Source organism: Pseudanabaena sp. PCC 9330, from assembly GCF_055795045.1.
This window is the reverse complement of sequence record NZ_JAYFES010000095.1, coordinates 1-18,835: the sequence shown is the minus strand read 5'-3', so window position 1 is coordinate 18,835 and position 18,835 is coordinate 1. Positions and strand designations below refer to the sequence as shown.

Genomic DNA, 18,835 nt, shown 5'->3' with positions numbered 1-18,835 from the left:
CGACTGTAGCAAATTGCCGTGTTGGCCTGACTCTAGCCCCTTAATCATCCCAGCTAGGGCGGGGGCAGGTTTTTGATTGGCAACACTTCAGCGGCCTGAGCCGTGGGCCGCTATCAGACATAGCAAACAGCGATCATAGAAAAGCCGCTGGGAGATATAACCCAGCGGCTTTTCACAGCCTTTAATCGGTCAACGTTGGCTTTTCTAAAAGCTGCTGACATGAATCACTCAGCTTGAATAGACCAGTCTGCCAAAGGATGAGAGGCGTCAGGTATGGCGGCGCTAGCGTATATGGAATAGGGCAGATCGCCATACTCTAGGGCAGACAACTGCTGGGCAGAGTGATCCATATAGACCATGTAGTTTCCCATCAAAAAGTAAACCCCCATGAGGGCGGCGGCGGAAGAGGCCACCAAAAAGCCCGCCAGCATCAGGGAGAACTCTTGGCCCTTGACTGCCTGCTCCATCAGCCGGAGCGACCAGGCCACCAGGGCAATGACAATAACTAATATAAGCAGCAGCATGGAAAACTGATGTTGTAACGATTTAGATACCGGCTTTGTTTCAAATTTTGATCTATATGTTACACATCGTAACAGCCATTCATAAAGCTGACACGGTTTCACAGAAAGAATTCGCATTTGCCCGGCTGGGCCTAGGCCAGGCGGACGGGCACTTGGCGATCGCGCAAATGCTCTTTCACCTCTTGTACCGTCAGCTGCCCGTAGTGGAGTAAAGACGCCAGCAGAGCAGCCTCGGCCTTGCCCTCGGTCAGCGCCTGGTAGATGTGATCGCAGGTGCCAGCTCCACCGGAGGCGATCACCGGTACCGGTACGCGGTCAGCGATCGCGCGCGTAAGGTCTAGGTCATAGCCCGCCTGGGTGCCGTCAGCGTCCATGCTGGTGACCAGCAGCTCGCCAGCGCCGCAGTTGACGATGGTTTCGGCCCAGGCCAGGACGTCGAGACCCGTGTTTTCTCGCCCGCCGCGCACGTAGACATCCCAGCCGGGGTTGGCGGGGTCTAGGCGACGGCGAGCGTCGATGGCCACCACAATGCACTGGGTACCAAAGCGATCGCTGGCCTCCTGCACCAGCTCCGGTCGCTTGACCGCCGCCGAGTTGATGCTCACCTTGTCGGCCCCGGCCCGTAACAATTTTTTAATAGTCTCTAAGGATTGCACCCCACCGCCCACGGTAAGGGGAATAAACACCTGCTCTGCCGTTTGATAGACCACATCGTAGATAATGTCGCGGTCTTCATGGGTGGCGGTGATGTCAAGAAATACTAGCTCATCGGCCCCCGCCTGGTTGTAGGCCTGGGCTAGCTCCACTGGGTCGCCAGCATCGCGCAGATCGACAAAATTCACTCCCTTCACCACCCGCCCCGCTTTGACATCGAGGCAGGGCACAATTCGTTTTGCCAGCATGGCCGTTACTTCCTCTCTAGCTCACCATCCCGCTGTCCCTGAGAGCCCATCCCTGAAAGATTTTCTCGTAGCGACAGGATTACCCCTTTCCCAGGTTCCACAATAGAGGATTATGAGGATCAACAGGGGCCAAGACGCTGATACACTGTGGTGTGGTTTTATCGTTGGAAATGCAGTTGGAGCCCTCAGTAATCATGGGTTTAGAGATTGGCCAGAAGGTAAAGGTATCCCGACTTCGCGATCGGGTCTCTAAGGATGTCGCAGCTTACCTGGGCAAGCGCGGTGTGGTCAGCCAGTTTAAAATGGTGGATGGCAGCGGCGTCGGTGTCGTAGTCGAGTTTGATGATAGCTACGCCACCTGGTTTTTTGAGGACGAGCTGTCTGCGATTCAGTAGGCGTAGCCCCAAAGCGGTACTAGACTCGCGATACTAGATTCGCGGCATCAGCATCATGAGGGGCAATTTTTTATGGCACTTATTCTCACCTATTTGGGTAAGGGCGGCAGTGGCAGCACTACCGTAGCAGTGGCGGTCGCCAAGCAGAGGGCGCGGGCCGGGCAGCGAGTGCTGCTGGCTATTCAAGACGTGACCCCGGCCCCAGCACTGTTAGTAGGGCGATCGCTCACTGCCGAGCCCAATGAGCTAGAGCCCAACCTCTGGGCCATGCAGCTGCAGACGGCGGCGCTGCTAGAGCAGAGCTGGGACGAGGTCAAGGCGCTAGAGTCTCAGTACCTGCGCACCCCGTTTCTCAAGGCGGTCTATGGCCAAGAGCTGGGGGTAATGCCCGGTATGGACAGCGCCCTTACCCTCAACACCCTGCGCCAGATCGAGGCCAGCGATCGCTACGATGTGATCGTCTATGACGGCAGCGATGCCCTAGCCACCCTGCGCATGTTTGGTATGCCCGAGATTCTGGACTGGTATCTGCGGCGATTTCGCGGCGTGTTTCAGCAGTCGGATGTGGGGCGGGTGCTATCGCCCTTTTTGCAGCCCATGGCCGCTGCGGTGCTGGCGGTTGACTGGTCGGGAGATGTGCTCGACAGCTCTAGCGGTCAAGTGCGATCGCAGCTAGAAGAAGGTCGCCAGGCCGTCACCAATCCTGGCCGCGTTGCTGCCTTTTTAGTCACCACCCCGACCGCCGGGGCCGTCGCCACCGCCCGCTACCTGTGGGGCAGCGCCCAGCAGATCGGCCTCACCGTGGGCGGGGTGCTGGTAAACCACGGTGTTTTAGACACCGAACAAATCAACGCCTTTGCGCCCCTGCCCCAGGTGCCGCTGCCCTCGGTGGTCGACCAGGGCTGGGAAGCCGCGATCGAAGCCCTGCCCGAGCCGGCCCAGTGGGCGGCGGCAGCTCCTCGCCCGGTGACGGTAGACCTGGCCACCCAGACCGTGCGCCTGTTTTTGCCCAGCTTCGACAAAACCCAGGTCAAGCTCACCCAGTATGGCCCCGAGGTCACCATTGAGGCGGGAGACCAGCGCCGCAACCTGCTGCTGCCCACCGCCCTCCAGGGTAAGGCCGTAGCTGGGGCTAAGTTCCAAGACCAGCACCTGGTGCTCTCGTTTAATTAGGGGATTTCTAGGTCTTGGCAGATCTGATGGAAACGGAGAGACCCTCGGTAGGGGCGCAGAGCCTGCGCCCTTGGGAGGAAACAAAATTCTTTGGTATTTTCTTCGCTGGAAACCTCCTTATACTAAAACCTACTTGGCTATCCCCGATTCCTCTGGGCAAATGCCATTTGCCCCTATGGTTTCGCCTGTTGGGAATCGGGGGGTGGTTCGGATTTGCCCTGAGAAATGTGGCACCGTGGGAATAGCTGGCACTGACCCAGACCGTTCATTGACCCGTAGCAGTTGCAATCACTATGGCAGAAACTCCTTCGTCTACCCCGGTCAACGACACGTCGGAACCGCTAGAGACAACGACTCCCGCTGAGGAGCAGGGCAACGCGGCCCGCCAACTCCTCGGTATGAAGGGGGCCAAGGCGGGCGAGACCTCGATCTGGAAGATCCGTCTTCAGCTGATGAAGCCGATCACCTGGATTCCTTTAATCTGGGGGGTAGTGTGCGGCGCGGCCTCCTCGGGCCACTACCGCTGGAGCCTGGAGTATGTGCTGATCGCGGCGGCCTGCATGCTGATGTCGGGGCCACTGCTGACCGGCTACACCCAAACCATTAACGACTTTTACGATCGCGACATCGACGCCATCAACGAGCCCTACCGCCCGATTCCCTCTGGGGCGATCTCGATTCCCCAGGTGGTGGTGCAGATTTTGGTGCTGCTGGGGGGGGGCATTGCTGTAGCCTTTGCCCTCGATCGCTGGGCCGGTCACAGCTTTCCGACGATTACAGCCCTGGCGATTGGCGGGTCGCTGGTGTCCTACATCTATTCGGCACCGCCGCTCAAGCTCAAGCAAAACGGCTGGCTGGGCAACTATGCCCTCGGGGCCAGCTACATTGCCCTGCCCTGGTGGGCGGGCCACGCCCTGTTTGGCGATCTCACCTGGCAGATTGTGGTGCTCACCCTGTTCTATAGCCTGGCCGGGCTGGGCATTGCGGTGGTGAATGACTTTAAGAGCGTCGAGGGCGATCGCCAGATGGGCCTCAAGTCTTTGCCAGTGATGTTTGGCGTCACTACCGCCGCCTGGATTTGTGTGCTGGCGATCGATATCTTTCAGGGCGGGGTGGCCGCCTACCTGATGGCCATTCACCAAAATCTCTACGCAGTGCTGCTAGTACTGCTAATCATTCCTCAAATCACCTTTCAGGACATGTACTTTTTGCGCGATCCCCTGGGTAATGACGTCAAGTATCAGGCCAGTGCCCAGCCTTTCTTGGTCTTAGGTATGCTGGTGACAGGGTTAGCTCTCGGTCATAGAGTGCTCTAAGCACAACCCAACTCTGAGGTGGCGTTTGGCCCGTGGATAAACCACTGATTTTGGGCTGGACTGGATATAGGGCAGCCGGTTTCAGGATCCTTGGCGGCAGCTCTACCCTTGAAGAAATGACCGAAACCCCATACAGTGCACAAAGGATTTGAAGGGCAGCGGCGCTATGGCTCGATCTTGGTTAAGCTGGTTTTCGTTTTCCCAGGGGCGATCGGCACAGTCCCCGGTGCGTCGCCAACCAAAGGCTAGTGCAGACAAGTTTGCGAATGTTGCGACTTCCAGCCAGCAGGCAGATAAGGTTGGAGCATTGCCGCATACCCAGGTAGAACCCCCGCGTCGTTCCTATCGGCCTCTTTCCTTGCGGCCTTTGTTTTGGGTCATTTTGCTGGCGGGGGCGGGGGTCGCTGGGGGGGGCACCCGCGCCTACAGAGTTTTGCAAGCCACCAACACCAACCTGCCTGATCCTGCCGCAGTGCTGACCTATCAGCGAGATGGCACTATCACCATGGTGTCTGCAGATGGGGTGATTTTGCAAAAGCTGGGGCCTGCAACCCGTGAAGCTATTACCTACGGCGATATTCCATCCAATCTGGTGCAGGCGTTTATCGCCTCCGAAGACCAGCGGTTTTATGAGCATGACGGAGTTGATCACCGAGGGATTGCGCGCGCCGCGTGGGCTAACCTACAAAATCGCGATGTGGTAGAAGGGGCCAGCACCATTACCCAGCAGCTGGCGCGGATCGTCTTTTTGGGTCAAGAGCGTAGCTTTCAGCGCAAGACCAAAGAGATTTTGATGGCTCTCAAGCTCGAAAAAGACCTGAGTAAAGAGCAGATCATTGAGCGCTATCTCAACCTGGTGTACTTGGGGTCTGGGGCCTACGGTGTGGCCGATGCCGCCTGGGTTTATTTTGGCAAGACCCTAGACCAGCTCACCCTGGCCGAGTCAGCGCTGATCGCGGGCATGGCACCGGCCCCCAGCCTCTATTCCCCCGCCGTTAACCCCGAAGCTGCCCGCAGCCAGCGCGATCGCGTGCTTCGTCGCATGTTGACCACCGATGTGATTACCGGCGTAGACGCAGAAGCCGCAATCAATACCGATGTGGCGGTGACGGCTAACCAACCCAAGTTTCTTTACAGTGAGTTTCCCTACTTCACCCTGCACATTGAAAAGCAGCTAGAGGAGCTGTTAACCCCCGAACAGCTAGAAGCTGGCGGGTTGACCGTGGAGACAACTCTCAACGTAGTATGGCAGCGGCGCGCCGAAGAGACCGTCGAAGATGCTATTGAGCGCTACGGTCAGTGGCAGCGGATTGGGCAGGTAGCCTTGGTGGCCGTTGACCCCCGCAACGGCGAAATCAAGGCCATGGTCGGCGGCACTGACTTTAGCAGTGACAACCAGTTTAACCGGGTGACCCAGGCTCAGCGCCAGCCTGGATCTACCTTTAAGACCTTTGTCTACACCGCCGCGATCGCTGGCGGCATGTCGCCCTACAAAAACTATATAGACGCCCGCTACGTCGTAGACGGCTATGAGCCCAAAAACTACGGCGAAAACTACAGCGGTGGTATGGACCTGCGCCAGGCCCTGCGCAACTCAGTCAATATTGTCGCCGTCAAGCTGCTGGTCGATACCGGATTTGACCCCGTGGTGCAGCTAGCTGAGCGCATGGGCATTAAGTCTCCCCTGCTACCGGCCTATTCGCTGGCCCTGGGCACCTCTGAGGTCAATCTACTAGAGCTCACCAGCGCCTACGGCACTCTGGCCAACAAGGGCATACAGCGCCCAGCCCACGGCATTCGCCGCGTGCTCAATAGCCGGGGCGAAGTCATCTACGAACGCCCTGGCGACTCAGTACAGGCCGTCGACCCCGACACCGCAGCCATTATGACCTGGATGCTGCGGGGTGTTGTGGAGGGGGGCACCGGTAGCAATGCCTACCTGGGTCGCCCCGTAGCGGGTAAGACCGGCACCTCAGAGGAATACCGCGACCTGTGGTTTGTGGGCTATATTCCTCAGCTAGCGGCGGGGGTATGGATGGGGAACGATGACAACACCCCCACCCGAGGGGCCAGCAGCACGGCGGCCGCGATCTGGCGCAACTTTATGGCCAAGCTGACCGACGACATTCCGGTCGAGCAGTTTCCGGCGGTGCCCCGTTTGGGTGGCCGTGAGGCGACTATTACCCTCAGCCCGGTCAAGCCCGGTCGCGTAATTGCCGACTCTGGCCCCTCCCGCTCATCAGAGTCTGCGTCTAGCTCTAGCGAAGAGCGTCGTCAGACCTCGCGCGCTGAGACCCCATCTAGCAGTACAGAAGATCAAGGCTCTACGAGCAGCAGTGGCTCCAGCGGCGGCGAGGCTAGCGGCAGCGACCCTAGCGGTACAGCCCCTGAACCATTGGCTCCAGCCCCAGTCACGACCAACGACCCACCACCCGCTGAGCCAGCCCCCCGGCCTGTGAATACTGCGCCAATAGCGCCAGCCCCGGCCCCAGCCCCAGCTCCCCCAGCTCCAGCGCCGCCGCCCATTGTGGCCCCGCCGCCGCCGTTAGAAGCACCGCCCCCAGCCTCCTCTGGCGAATAGGGCATCTCTCTGCGGGTCAGTTGTGACATCACAAAGATCACTCCTAGGGAATCAGTCTCTGGGGCGATCGCGGCATCTGGCATACCGTCGTAGGATGGTAACAGCGAATCCTTTGAGGAGCCTGTACAGACCATGACATCCTTTTTTGCAGTTGCCGACGGCGGCTCGTCTTCGGCTTTTGTGCTCGTTTACGTGGTGGGCTTTGTGGCTGCGGTAACCATCGGCTCTATTGCCTGGTATAACTCCAAGCGCCCCGCCGGTTGGGAAGACAAAGAAAAGCCAGACTTCGTTCCCTCGGTCAACACTGAGGATGCTGAAGACAGCTAGCTCGGCTGGCGCTGGCAGGCCTATTTATATGACAAAAAAGGGGTCTCGTCGATGGCGGGACCCCTTTTTTGTATATCTCTACAGGTGTTTTACCGTTAGTCGGGTTTTTTCTCCGGCATCATGCACTTGTCAGAGTCGCAGCCTGCTGGGCCAGCTTCGATCACTTCGCCTGCGTCGTAGCGCGACAGGGCGGCGTGGAAGTTTTCGGTGCCGCGCCGCGCCTCTACCTGCTGCCTTTGGGCCTCGAAAGTGGCCTTGTCGATGGGCTCAAAGGGTAGACGAGGGAAAGTTTGCAGGTCGTCAAACCGGGCCAGCAGAGCGGCAGAGATATAGCCTTCGTCGTTCTGAATGGCCTGGTAGATGCGATCGGCTAGCGACTCTAGCTCGGGTTCGCGAAACTCGATGGTGGCGGAGGTGTTGTGGGTGGTGTAGTGCTTTTGCACCTGCATGTAGAAGTCAAACTGGGCCGCCGCCGAGAATTTTTCGATCGCAATCTCATCCGCACCGGGCACGTTGGCCCAGGGCACCTCGACCGGAATTTCCACCAGCCACTCAGTGCAGCGGGGGTCGAAGGGGTCGTTCAGCAGGTTGCCATTCTCGTCTTTGTCAGACTGCGAGGGCACGATGGTATAGCCATAGTCGATACAGGCCATGGCCACGGGGTCATTTTTGCGGAAGGTAATGCGGCGAATGAAGCGCTGGGCCTTGGGGGGGTGCCAGCCGGGGCTAGCACCGGTCAGCAACGACTTGGTGCCTGCAGGCTGCACGGTGGTGCAGCGGTTGGGACGGACTAGATGGTGGCGATCGCAGTATTCCCCTACTACCCGATGGACGATGTCCTTCCAGTGAGTCAGGAACTCTTGCTCTTTGGCTTTAAAATCTAGCCCCTGCATGGTGTCGGGACGACCGGCCTCCCACCAGCGCAGCCACTCGACCCCAAAAGCAGCCACAAAGAAGTCAAACAGCCCGGTAAAGGAAACGCCCACGATTGGGTCTTCTAGACGCGACTTCTGGTAGCGGGGCTCTTGGAACTGGTGGTTGAGCAGCACCGCGACAGAGAGGGCCGCAGCGGTGAAGGCGTCTTCTTGATCCTTCAGGTTCTTGGGATCGAGCTGATTGAGGTGCACCTCTGCCAGGTTGCAGTGGAAGTTGGAGCCCAAAATTTCACCGCAGGGGTTGAGACCGTAGCGATCGTCTCCCTGTGCTCGGCGCTTGGCCTCCCCGGCCCACTGGATGGCCCCTTCGCCCGAGTAAAACTGCTTGCGGACAGAATCGACGCAGTCTTGCAAACTCGGCTTCTCGTGGAAGACACGGGTGTGGTTGGCCATGCGCAGCACATCGCGCTCAGGGTCGATGCGCCAGTTGCCCTCGGCATCTTGCTGCCAGAGGTTGTCTTTGGCGTTGGCAGCTAGCTCGTCGTTGCTGTCAAACTGCCTCATGCCCGCGCTACGGCGAATGTTACCAGCCACTACGCAGGCGGCGGCTTCGTCGATTAGCAGGCAGCACTCGACTGAGTTGAGCTGGCGACCTAGGGCTTTGTTGAGAATGGTGGCGCAGCGATCGTAGAGCAGCGATAGGCGCACGGGGTTGGCGACGCCGCCAAAGCCCTTGAGCTTTTCGCCAGCGGGACGCACGTCGCGCAGGTCAATGGTGACGTTGACCTCCCCGGTGAACCGCTCATCGGTGGATAGCTCTAGCAGGGTTTCGTAGGATTTGACCCAGCCTTGGCGGCTGTCGCCGACGCGAATGGTGACCTGGTTGCCGTCGGTGGTCACTTCGGTGACCTCGCGGCGATCGCCCACCGGAGTCTCGCCAATGTCGCCCGCCATGGTGACGGTGATGTGGTTACGAATGACTGGGATTTGGCCGATGTATTTGGGTTCAAGAATGGCTCCGGTGCCGCAGCCCATCATGGCCAGATCCATCATCAGGCCGAAGGCGCGCCAGTCAACCACGTTGGTGCTGGTGCAGTTGTAGGCTCCAGAGAAATTTTCGGGGCGCTTGCTCCAGTCGGTGCCGCCCACCCACAGCCAGCGGCCTGAGGGCAGGGCTTTGACCTGGCGCTGCATGCGGCCCAGCAACTCGGCTTCGTCAGCGGTGAGGTTGCCCAGCTCAATTAGGCCCGCTAGGGTGCGATCGCACACCTGATCCCAGGTCTCGCGCTGCCCCTCCACCACCTCGCCCCGACGGCTGTAGGTGCGGTAAAACACAGGAAACGCCGCTGGAGCCGCCTCAGGAAATGGCCCCTGCTGCCGGGTACGGGGAAGTTCTTGAACCATGGGATGATCAGCCTTTTGCTAGCAAGAGAGTACGTAGATCGGCGCGTCGCCCAAACCCAGAGGTAGAAACCCGCATGTGTCGGCAGATTCTCGCCTGGGCAGAGTAAATTGCCCCATATGGTCGTTCATCATAACGGATCTTTTTTAGATATAGCGTCTAAAAAATGGGTTTTCTTGCTATCTAGCGCTACAGCTAGCGATGGACTGCGGTTGGTTGAGTGCGATCGCTCCCCCAGTTTCCTCCAGCGGTTACAATCCGGCCTCCGCCGTCAGCTCTTCCCAGGCTTGAACGATCGCCTGTAGAGCCTCGGGGGCATCCTCTATGACCAGGTCGATATATTCTGTCTCCAGATATTGGGCCGATAGGCGCACGGTGGGATAGTCGGCAAAGGCGGCATCGGTGACATAGCGCAGGCGGTTCAGGTTAGGAAAACGCTGATCTGCTAGCACCTGCTCGAAGGTGGCGACCTGATCCGGCGACAGGCGCGCTTCTGCAATCACCCTGCCGCTTTCCTTCTGGAGCAGTCGCCCATCGGCTAGCAGCACAATTTCCTTGGAATAGCCCGCCAGACTGCCCGACTCCATCGAGCGAAAGATGTGGTCTTCGGGCTCGGCTTCAGCCTCCGCCACGGGGCGAGGGATAAAGTTGGGAATTAGGCCGTTGCGGCTGCCGCTGGCGGTGGGGTTTTGCACAGTTCCTTCGCCGTCTTGGCGGGTGTGGTAGACCCAGCTTTGATCGCCATCGGTGACCACTACTCGCAGGCCAAAGAGGGCGATTGCAGTACACATCTGATCGGGCACATAGAGGCCCATGCAGCCATCAAAGGTAGCGGTTTCGGCGGCGGCAATGCGGAGGTCGGCGGCAGGGCGATCCAGGTCAATGGCGACGCTTTGGAGGATGCGATCGCGCACTGCTGGCGTGAGCACATCCTCGACCGTGGCCTCTTCCCCATTGCTGGGCACCTCTTCGGTGGCGGGCTGAGAGACCACAACCTCCCCTGAGGAGCTTGTGGTGCCGGTATCGGGCAGAGGGGCGCAGGCAAACGCGTTGGCGGTCATGGTACCCAGGGCCACCAGTGTGATCAGGGCTTGGGTTGAAAGGGTTAATGAAGACATAGGGACGCTTTGAATTTTGGGTTTTGAATGTTGGATACCAAATCTGCATCGCATACCCCTGATTCCCAAAGGGCCAAACCGTAGGGGCGCATTGCATGCGCCCTGTTGAATCAGGGGGAGCCAAGGAGGATTTGGTCTGACAACCAGAGCAGGGTGTTTTTCTACCCTAGCCAGCCAGCGACGGCGGCCAGGGCACGGTTACAGAAATGGAGACGGCAACCCTACAGCGGCTATCGCACCAGGCCGCTGTAGGGTTGCCAGAGCTGCACCTTTTGTCCCTGGGCCATCAAAAAGTCGCCCCGAGGGCTGAACTGAAAGGGGCCGACGTCGTGGAGTTGCGACAGCGGTAACCCCGTCGTCACCGACCACAGGGTGATGCCCTGGTGAGGAATCGGCTCGCCCCCGAGCAGCGGCGTCAGCAGGGTGCTGGCAGCCAGAGTTTGACCATCGGGGCTAAAGGCCACTTCACCCAGGTTGGTGGGCTGAATGGGGTACCCTGCAATCTGGTTGAGCGTTAGCGTGTGAACCGTCTCGTAGGTTTGCAGATTCCATAGGCGGACTATCTCACCGTCGCTGGTGGCGAGGTGCTGGCCGTCTGGGCTAAAGGCCAGCTGGCGAACCGGCTCGGTGTGCCCGGTGAGGGTGATCTGACGGGCTCCGGTGGTGGCGTTCCAGAGTTTGATGCTGTTGTCGCCGTCGGCGGTGGCCAGGGTTTGCCCATCGGGGCTAAAGGCCAGCGGCAGGGGGGCAATCCCCTGCCCGGCGCGACTTACCAGGGTGCGGATCAAGCGTCCGGTGGGCACCTCCCAGAGCTGGAGGGTGTTTTGGTCGGTGGCGGTGGCCAGGCGCTGCCCGTTGGGGCTAAAGCGCAGAGTGTGGACAATACCGTTGGTCGCGGGGATGGGGATGGTCTGCGACAGACGCCCGGTTTGCAGATCCCAGAGTTTGACGGTGCCGTCGGCGCTGGCGCTGGCCAGGGTTTGGCCCGTGGGGCTAATGGCGATCGCCCGCACCGCGTACCGATGCCCCTCAAAAATTTGCGCTTGTTCACCCGTAGTCGTTGACCAAAGCCTGACGACACCGTAGGACATGCCTGCGGCGACGAACTGGCTGTCGGGGGTAAAGGCCACTGCATTAGCCACATCTCCCACAATGCGGTCTTCCTGTCCGGCAGGCTCCTGGGGTGGGGTGCCCTGGGCCGAGGCCGCCAGCGCTGGCCCCCGGTGTAGGGTAATGATGCGATTGCTCCGCTGGGCATTCCACAGAGCCAGCGCACTTTCCCCCGGTGAGGGGCAGCCCGCCACGTAGCTATGGCTGGCGATCGCCACCACCGCCCCACTCGGGCTAATGGCCGAAGCCACTGGGGTAATCGGGCATTGAGCGTCCGGATAAAGGGATTTCAGATCGATCGTGCGAGCTAGCTGGGGCTGCCGCCAGGAGCCGACCTCGGGCACCGTTAGCGCCAGCGCCGTCTCGACCCAGCTATAGAGGATGGGGATGTACTGATTGAACCGCTCGCCCTGCACGTACATGGCGTCAATGGTGCAGCTGCCGCAGCTCTCTGCCGAGAATAGGCGAGAAATCTGTGCCCAGCTCACCCCGGCCCAGGGCAAGTGGCCCACTGGGGCATCGAGGGAGGGATTGAGTTCCATCTCGGTGAGCCAGTCTCCAGCGATAGCGGTGGGGTCTTCTACGCCGGGGGGGCGAGTCCAGCCGACGCGATCGCCAAAGGCCTTGGCCGCCACTGCCGAGTCCACCGGATTTTGCGCCCGCACTTCCGACCAGATGCGCTGCTGCACGCTAAAGCCAAACCGCCCATTGCTGGCCTCTACCCAGAGCCGATCGAGGGTTTGCAGCACCTCGGGGGGAATGTTAGTGGCCAGGGGGGTACTCAAAATATTGCCACCGGGGTGAATCCAGGGATCTAAAATGCGGCGGGTTTCGGCATCGGCGGCTTGCCAGTCTTGGGCGGCCAGGTGCGATCGCAGCGCCCCTACATCTACCGGCTGCGCCTGCGCCCAATTTCCCTGCTGCACGGTAGGGTCGATCTGGGCCTGGGCGACGGTGGCCAAGGTATGGGCCAGAGACGCACTCAGGGCCATACCGACAGTCATCACCTGCAATACTTTCCTATTCAATACTTTCATCGCGACTCCTCACCTCCGGCCTACTGCCGGATTGACTAAATTCCGGTAGAGAGACCGTAGGCAGCCCAGCCCAAACCATTCACTAGCCCCACCAGCAGATGGGGCAAAATTGGGCACAGCGCCGCGCATAGGGCTGCACTCACTACCCCCTGGCAAGCCGCGCCTAGCAGACTTGCCAGCCGCCAGCCGCCTGTGCCGCCCCAATAGCCAGCCCTGAGCCAGGCCGTTGTTTTCTAGCAGGCCGACAACAAAGCCGCCGCTAAAGTTGGCACCTACCCAGAGGCCAAGGCAACGAGGGATGCTCGAAGGAGCGATCGCCGCTCGTTCCGTCATAGCCGCAGGCCCTCCATGATGGGGGCAAGGTAGGGTGCAAAGGTGGCTAAATCAGCTTCATCCCCAAACGATCCGCCCGGGTCGCCGCTGATCACCCCCGTAACAAAGACATAGACTTGCTCACCATCGGTGGCCACGTAGCCGATGGTGCGGTCGTACACCACGCCGTTGGGGTGGGTGATGGTGTAGCCGTAGCGAAGGCCAGGCCAACTGCCGACTCTGGCAGGTTCTGGCACTTCTGCTGAGAACTGAAGGTTGGGGTCGGCCCCGGCGCGATCGGTTTTGATAGTCGCGTAGTGATCCGCCACCCAGGCTTCGAGAAATTGCTGCTGAGCTTCGGGGGTAGTGGGCGCTCCCCCCTGCAAAGTCACCTCGCTGAGGGAATAGCTAAAGCGCTCAACGGTGCCCAAAATTTCACCCTCGGCTCGAACGCAGAGCAAAATAGGGTTTTCGCAGGGTTCTACCTGCCAGCCGTCGGGGGCCGAGACTGGTCCCAAAAGATCGGCCCAGCTGGCGATGGCCAAAGACCGATCCCTTGGGGGCGTCTCACCATGATCCACAGCAGGCTCTTGGGTTATTGGCGCTGTCGGTAGGGCTCTGGTGCAGGCGGGCAGCACCGTACAGAGTAAAAGCAGTCCGGCCACCGCCGGGAGGGGCAAAAAAGGTTTCATAGGGTTGGGGCAAAACAGGCCTGACCCGCAGGAAATTGGGCCATTACGCTACTTCAACGACGGAACGGGTGATTCCTGACGCTTGCGGGTTATATCAAATCCTCCTTGGCTACCCCCGATTCAGCAGGGCAAACAACCGTTTGCCCCTACGGTTTGGCCTTTTGGGAATCGGGGTTATGTGACTCGGATTTGGTATTAGCCCCATTTTGCTTGGTGACGAGTCGTTGCCCTCACCCTGTTTCCAGAATTGCAACGGCAAGGCCGAGAAACTTCAGTTTCTCGGCCTTGCCGTTGCGTTCTTCCCGAGGCAATTAGCTCTAGCTCACCGACATCGCTACAGACTCGGCCTCAGCCACAGATTTAGCGCCGTCGGTCTGTTGCTTAGCTGCTATGTAGGCGGCGAGCTGCTCTTCAATGTTCTTGCGCACTACCTGGCGAAAGTCGATGAAGTGCTCGGCCTGGGCGCACACCGCCACATAGTTGGCCGCCACTGCCGGGTAGCGCCAGAGAATAATCGCCAGGTTGATCCAAAAGCGCAGGCGGGTCTTACGCACCACCCCCTGTCGCCACAGAATGATGAAAAAGGCGCGGATCGTAATCCAGTTAATATCCGGTGCCCCCGCCGAGGTGGTGCGGTTTTTGTAGTTGCGCTTTTGGGCCTCGCCCAGCATCAAAAAGTGGCGGAAGGTACGGTTGAGCACGGTCAGCGGGTCGTAGAGATCCCAGAACACCTGAATGTACTCTTCAGTGATCTCTTCGATGGGCCGGGTGGGCACGAAGTTCATCAGGGTGGTCTGGTTGATGTCGGCGCTCTTGCCCAGCAAACGACCTTCCTTTTCTAGGCGGTGCCAGAGGGCGGTGTCGGGCAGCGCCTGCAGCATGCTCACCAGAGCAGTGGGGATAGCCGTCTGCTCAGCAAAGTCGTAGATGCGCCGACCGGCCCCAGACTTTTCGCCGTCGAAGCCGACGATCAGCCCAGCCATCACCCGCAGCCCCGCCTGGGCGATAGAAATCACTGACTCCGAGAGGGGGTCGCGCATGTTTTGAAACTTTTTGGTCATGTTCAGGCTTTCGTCGTCGGGGGTCTCAATACCCAAAAAGACGGTGCCGAAGTTGCAGTCGACCATCATCTGCATCAGTTCTGGATCTTGAGCCAGGTCTACTGAGGCCTCGGTAGCAAAGGAGAAGGGATAGTTGCGCTCCTCCATCCAGGGTTTCATCGCCTTGAGCAGCAGCTTGACGTTGCGCTTGTTGCCGATAAAGTTGTCGTCAACCATGAAAATGCTGCGCCGCCAGCCCAGGTCGTAGAGGCACTGGAGCTCGGCCAGCAGCTGCTCGGGGTCTTTGGTGCGGGGCTTGCGTCCGTAGAGCACGATGATGTCGCAAAACTCGCACTGAAAGGGGCAGCCGCGAGAAAACTGCACCGACATCTCGGCGTAGGCGTCCATTTCCAGCAGGTCGTAGCGGGGAATGGGGGTGCTGGTGACGTCGGGCTTTTCGCCACCGGAGCGGAAGGTGCCGCACTGGTCGCCCCGTTCCACCGCCTCTACAAACATCGGTAGGGTAATTTCCCCTTCATCCAGCACCAAAAAGTCAGCTCCGGCGGCCTCCGCCTCGTGGGGCATGGAGGTGGGGTAGGGGCCACCCACCGCCACGAGTTTTCCGTAGCGCTTGGCGGTTTGTACGGCGTCTAGGAAATCTTCTCGGTGCACGATCATGGCGGAGATGATCACGATGTCGGCCCAGCGCCACTCGTCATCGCGTACTTCGCGCACGTTGCGGTCTACCAGTTTATAGTCCCAGTTTTGGGGTAAGATTGCCGCTACGGTCACTAGCCCCAAGGGGGGTAGCTGAGCTTTCAGACCGACCAGCTCCAGAGTTTTATCAAAAGACCAAAAGCTTTTCGGAAAACGTGGATAGACCAGAAGAATGTTCATAAAAACCGTATAGGTATCCCTGCCATGCTACGGGAGTTATCTGAAATAATCAAACCTAAACCTTAATAATGCGATACCTCCGATAACAAAATCCATAGAAAGACCTCTTGAGTGAGATCTGTAAGGTCTAAAGGTATCAATCTGGCTAAGCTCAACGTTTTAGACTGCGGCACATAGCGTCAACGCCCTAGCGATAGCTGGGTTTAGGACGATCAGGCCCGGCTTTTAGTGCCCTGTCTAGCGCGATCGCAGTTGTCGCAATGTCCACAGCCCCCTAGCCGCTGGGCCTCGGTGCGAAACCCAAAGGCCACCAGCAGCCCCTGCCAGCGACACTGGCGACCGTGTAGAAACTGGTGCATCTGCTGGCTGGCTGAAATCTGTAATCGAGCCGGGGCTGCTGCCGCCGCCGTCAGCCGATACTCAAACGGGCTCATCCACTCTAACTGCCCCACGCTGTGCAGCCACGAGAGCGAAATGGCTCCGTGGTCAAACCGTTGGCCAATGTCGCGTACATCTCCCTGGGGAGGAATCTGGCTGACCAGGCGCTGGGCCTTTTGCTGAAGAGCCTGGGTCTGAGCCTCGAAAAATTTGGCCCGCTGGCGATCGCCTGGTTCTAGCCAGCCCGTCGGTTCGCTCACGAGAGTTAGAGCCTCAGCCGGTTTGCCATCGCGCCCCGCTCTGCCCACCTCCTGCACATACTCGGTAATGGTGCAGGGGGCCTGGTAGTGCACCACCCAGCGGGTTGACTGCTTGTTTACGCCCATGCCAAATGCCGAGGTGCAGACCACAAACTGGAGCCGGTCAGCCATCCAGTCGGCCTCGATCTGGCGGCGATCGCGGCTGCTCAACCCCGCATGATAGGGTGCCACACGGTACGCACTCCCCAACTGCTGGGCCAGCGCCTCGCTGTCTTTGCGAGTGCGCACATACACCAGCCCTGCCCGCCCCGTCTGCTCGCCCAGATAGCGCTGCAAAGCTCCTTTACGCTGGCCCTCGCTCACCACGGCTTTGACCCGCAAACTCAGGTTAGGGCGGTGGGGGTTAAGGCGCACAACCTGAGGCGATCGGAGCTGCAATACATCTTTCAGGATGGTCTGAGCCCCAGGGTCAGCAGTAGCGGTAAACGCGGCAATGGGTAGAGTAGTACCGGGTGGACGGCAGTCGAGCAGCGCTGTTCGCACCGCGCCTAGGCGCCGGTAGGCGGGGCGAAAGGTCTCGCCCCATTGGACTAAACAATGAGCCTCATCCAAAATTAGCCCGTTGAGCCGCAGGCGGGGTTGACACAGCCGCTCCCATACCGGCGGGCTGAGCAGGGTCTCGGGCGACACGTAGAGCAACCGCAGCGTTCCTTGATCTAGAGCCCGTAGGGTTTTATGGCGCTGGGGCGGCGGTATCTGGCTGTGGAGGGTGGCAGCGGGCAGCGCTTTATCGCGCAGCTCCTGCACCTGGTTTTCCATCAGCGCTACCAGGGGTGACACTACTACAGTTAGCCCGCTTTGCAACAGGGCTGGGAGCTGAAAACAGACTGACTTGCCGCCGCCGGTCGGTAGCACCACCAGCACATCGCGGTGCTCTAGCAGAGCTTTGACGATCGCATCTTGTGGTGGACGAAAGTCACTATAGCCCCAAATACGCTGAAACGCCTGGAGCACCTCGCCCCAGGCCAGAGACCCTTCTGCCATTGCCGTCACCCTGAATCGTAGCTCCAGGGTTCCCAAGCCAGACTTGGGATCGATTCCAGCTATACCAAAAACACAGGGGATCGCTTTGGCCACGATCCCCTGTACTCTAGCTATTTATATCTGCCTTAGCAGACTTGGATCCCGTTCAAGCTCTATTCAAAGATGAAGGGGAAGTTGTAGCCGACGCCCAAGCTAATGCCCAGAGCAAAGCCGCTGGTCAGGCGAAAGTTGGCCGCCCCGTTGAGGGTAAAGTCGCGGGAGATCGGCACGTCGGCCCCAGCGTTGACCAACAGGCCAACATCACCACTGGTGGGAATTTCAACGCCAGCACCCACGTAGGGCTGAGCGCGGAACCCGCCAGCACTAATGGTGTTGAAGTTGTAGGTGACGGGAATGGTAAAGCCCCAGCGATCGTTGGTAGCAGTCGCCCCAGCCCGTACCGAGAAACGAGGGCCAAGGGAGATTTTGCTGATGATGTTGAAACCAAAGCTAGATAGAGCGCTATCGCCACGGTTGCCAATGCCGATATTGCCACCCACGCCCAGGTAAGCGGGGGTAATTTCGTAGGCGGCGCGAGTGCTCTGGGCGAGGTCGAGGGTTTCAGTTGATTCAGGAGCCAGCTCTACAGTGGCGGCCAACAGAGCCGATTCGATATCGGCGGTATCAAACAGACCGCTCACCGGGGCAGCCTCAACCTCAGGCAAAGCCAGCATGCTAGCGGTGCTATGTACTTCGATCGCTGCATCTGCGGCTAGAGCCTCAGTCAGCTCGGGTGCGACCTCAGCGACAGGTGCGGCCTCAGCGGCTAGATCGACTTCAACCTCTTGGTTGTGAACGAGGTCTAGCCCAGTTTCATGATTGTGGGCTAGGGCGGGGGCGGCCATGCCAGCAGCAGCCACAATGCCTAGCGCCAGGGAAAATTGCTTGAGATACGCCATAAGTTTGTTCACTCCTCAGGTTAGACAGCGCTGACGGCCAAGATCACTGGGCCAACGCTAATTCTCTTCACGTTTAAGATGCCATGGATTTATCTGGAAAAAATAAGGCTTTGCAACCGCCAGAACCAAGGCTTTAAAACACCACAATTTCAGTAAGAAATTGGCAAAATTGTACCATCTCCAACTTGAGGTCGGGGCAGTCTTGGTAACATTTTTCAACCCTGAGGTTCAGATATAGATAGAATGCCGGTGGGCTGGGGGGGAGGTAGTCGCTGGGGTACGGTAGGGAAAAGCTCCAGCGTTCAGGTTGTCGCCCCAAAAAAAAGGAGGAATGCTTAGCATTCCTCCAGTAGAGACCTGATAAATCAGATCATTGAGAAATAGACCTCTTAGAGAGCGTTGCCACGAGGCAGCACTTCTTCGGGGAATACAAACTTCTCATGGGGCTGGTCAGTGGGTGCCATCCAGGCCCGGATGCCTTCGTTCAGCAAGATGTTCTTGGTGTAGAAGGTTT

Annotated in this window: 15 protein-coding genes and 1 pseudogene; 5 read left to right on the top strand and 11 right to left on the bottom strand. The window is 59.1% G+C overall.

Annotation, left to right across the window (positions count from 1 at the left end):
• Positions 1-224 precede the first annotated feature (224 nt).
• Both AC0QKW_RS10015 and hisF read right to left on the bottom strand, forming a co-directional pair.
• Entirely contained in the window at positions 225-524 is a 300-nt protein-coding gene (locus tag AC0QKW_RS10015; RefSeq protein ID WP_473150922.1) for a hypothetical protein, read from the bottom strand.
• A gap of 131 nt (positions 525-655) precedes the next feature.
• On the bottom strand, positions 656-1,426 hold the full coding sequence (hisF, locus tag AC0QKW_RS10010; RefSeq protein ID WP_473150921.1) for an imidazole glycerol phosphate synthase subunit HisF: 771 nt from the start codon (positions 1,424-1,426) through the stop codon (positions 656-658).
• Between the two features lie 194 nt (positions 1,427-1,620).
• On the opposite strand from hisF, the gene petP reads away from it, so the two are divergent.
• The 5 genes from petP to psb35 all read left to right on the top strand — a co-directional run bounded on the left by petP (position 1,621) and on the right by psb35 (position 7,218).
• The gene (petP, locus tag AC0QKW_RS10005) at positions 1,621-1,821 is read left to right on the top strand and encodes a cytochrome b6f subunit PetP (protein WP_473150955.1); all 201 of its coding nucleotides are present in this window, start codon (positions 1,621-1,623) and stop codon (positions 1,819-1,821) included.
• A gap of 72 nt (positions 1,822-1,893) precedes the next feature.
• Positions 1,894-2,994 carry a Get3/ArsA fold putative tail anchor-mediating ATPase NosAFP gene (locus tag AC0QKW_RS10000; RefSeq protein ID WP_473150920.1) on the top strand — a complete coding sequence of 367 codons (1,101 nt, stop codon included), beginning with the start codon at positions 1,894-1,896 and terminating at the stop codon, positions 2,992-2,994.
• 293 nt (positions 2,995-3,287) lie between these two features.
• The gene (gene chlG / locus AC0QKW_RS09995) at positions 3,288-4,310 is read left to right on the top strand and encodes a chlorophyll synthase ChlG (protein ID WP_473150919.1); all 1,023 of its coding nucleotides are present in this window, start codon (positions 3,288-3,290) and stop codon (positions 4,308-4,310) included.
• 358 nt (positions 4,311-4,668) lie between these two features.
• Entirely contained in the window at positions 4,669-6,891 is a 2,223-nt protein-coding gene (locus AC0QKW_RS09990; protein ID WP_473150918.1) for a transglycosylase domain-containing protein, read from the top strand.
• Positions 6,892-7,023: 132 nt separating this feature from the next.
• Complete coding sequence (psb35, locus tag AC0QKW_RS09985) at positions 7,024-7,218, top strand: photosystem II assembly protein Psb35 (protein WP_473150917.1); 195 nt, start codon at positions 7,024-7,026, stop codon at positions 7,216-7,218.
• Between the two features lie 95 nt (positions 7,219-7,313).
• Here psb35 and nrdJ read toward each other — a convergent pair whose 3' ends face one another.
• The 9 genes and pseudogenes from nrdJ to AC0QKW_RS09940 form a co-directional block, all read right to left on the bottom strand.
• Positions 7,314-9,497, bottom strand: a complete 2,184-nt coding sequence (gene nrdJ / locus AC0QKW_RS09980; protein WP_473150916.1) for a ribonucleoside-triphosphate reductase, adenosylcobalamin-dependent — start codon at positions 9,495-9,497, stop codon at positions 7,314-7,316.
• A 249-nt stretch (positions 9,498-9,746) separates the two neighbouring features.
• Positions 9,747-10,613, bottom strand: a complete 867-nt coding sequence (locus tag AC0QKW_RS09975) for a hypothetical protein (protein ID WP_473150915.1) — start codon at positions 10,611-10,613, stop codon at positions 9,747-9,749.
• A gap of 230 nt (positions 10,614-10,843) precedes the next feature.
• A complete protein-coding gene (locus tag AC0QKW_RS09970; RefSeq protein WP_473150914.1) occupies positions 10,844-12,760 on the bottom strand; it encodes a GUN4 domain-containing protein in 1,917 nt (638 codons plus the stop codon).
• Between the two features lie 9 nt (positions 12,761-12,769).
• Positions 12,770-13,093, bottom strand: a complete 324-nt coding sequence (locus AC0QKW_RS09965; RefSeq protein ID WP_473150913.1) for a hypothetical protein — start codon at positions 13,091-13,093, stop codon at positions 12,770-12,772.
• A complete protein-coding gene (locus AC0QKW_RS09960) occupies positions 13,090-13,764 on the bottom strand; it encodes a hypothetical protein (protein ID WP_473150912.1) in 675 nt (224 codons plus the stop codon). The genes AC0QKW_RS09965 and AC0QKW_RS09960 overlap by 4 nt, the downstream gene beginning before the upstream one ends.
• Positions 13,765-14,081: 317 nt before the next feature.
• Positions 14,082-15,701: a B12-binding domain-containing radical SAM protein gene (locus AC0QKW_RS09955; protein ID WP_473150911.1), complete on the bottom strand. Its 1,620-nt coding sequence runs from the start codon at positions 15,699-15,701 to the stop codon at positions 14,082-14,084.
• A 212-nt stretch (positions 15,702-15,913) separates the two neighbouring features.
• Positions 15,914-17,383 (bottom strand): RecQ family ATP-dependent DNA helicase, encoded by a 1,470-nt coding sequence (locus AC0QKW_RS09950; RefSeq protein WP_473150910.1) that lies wholly within the window; start codon positions 17,381-17,383, stop codon positions 15,914-15,916.
• A gap of 152 nt (positions 17,384-17,535) precedes the next feature.
• The gene (locus tag AC0QKW_RS09945) at positions 17,536-18,321 is read right to left on the bottom strand and encodes a hypothetical protein (protein WP_473150909.1); all 786 of its coding nucleotides are present in this window, start codon (positions 18,319-18,321) and stop codon (positions 17,536-17,538) included.
• A 389-nt stretch (positions 18,322-18,710) separates the two neighbouring features.
• A pseudogene (locus AC0QKW_RS09940) lies at positions 18,711-18,835 on the bottom strand (photosystem II D2 protein (photosystem q(a) protein)); the annotation flags it as partial.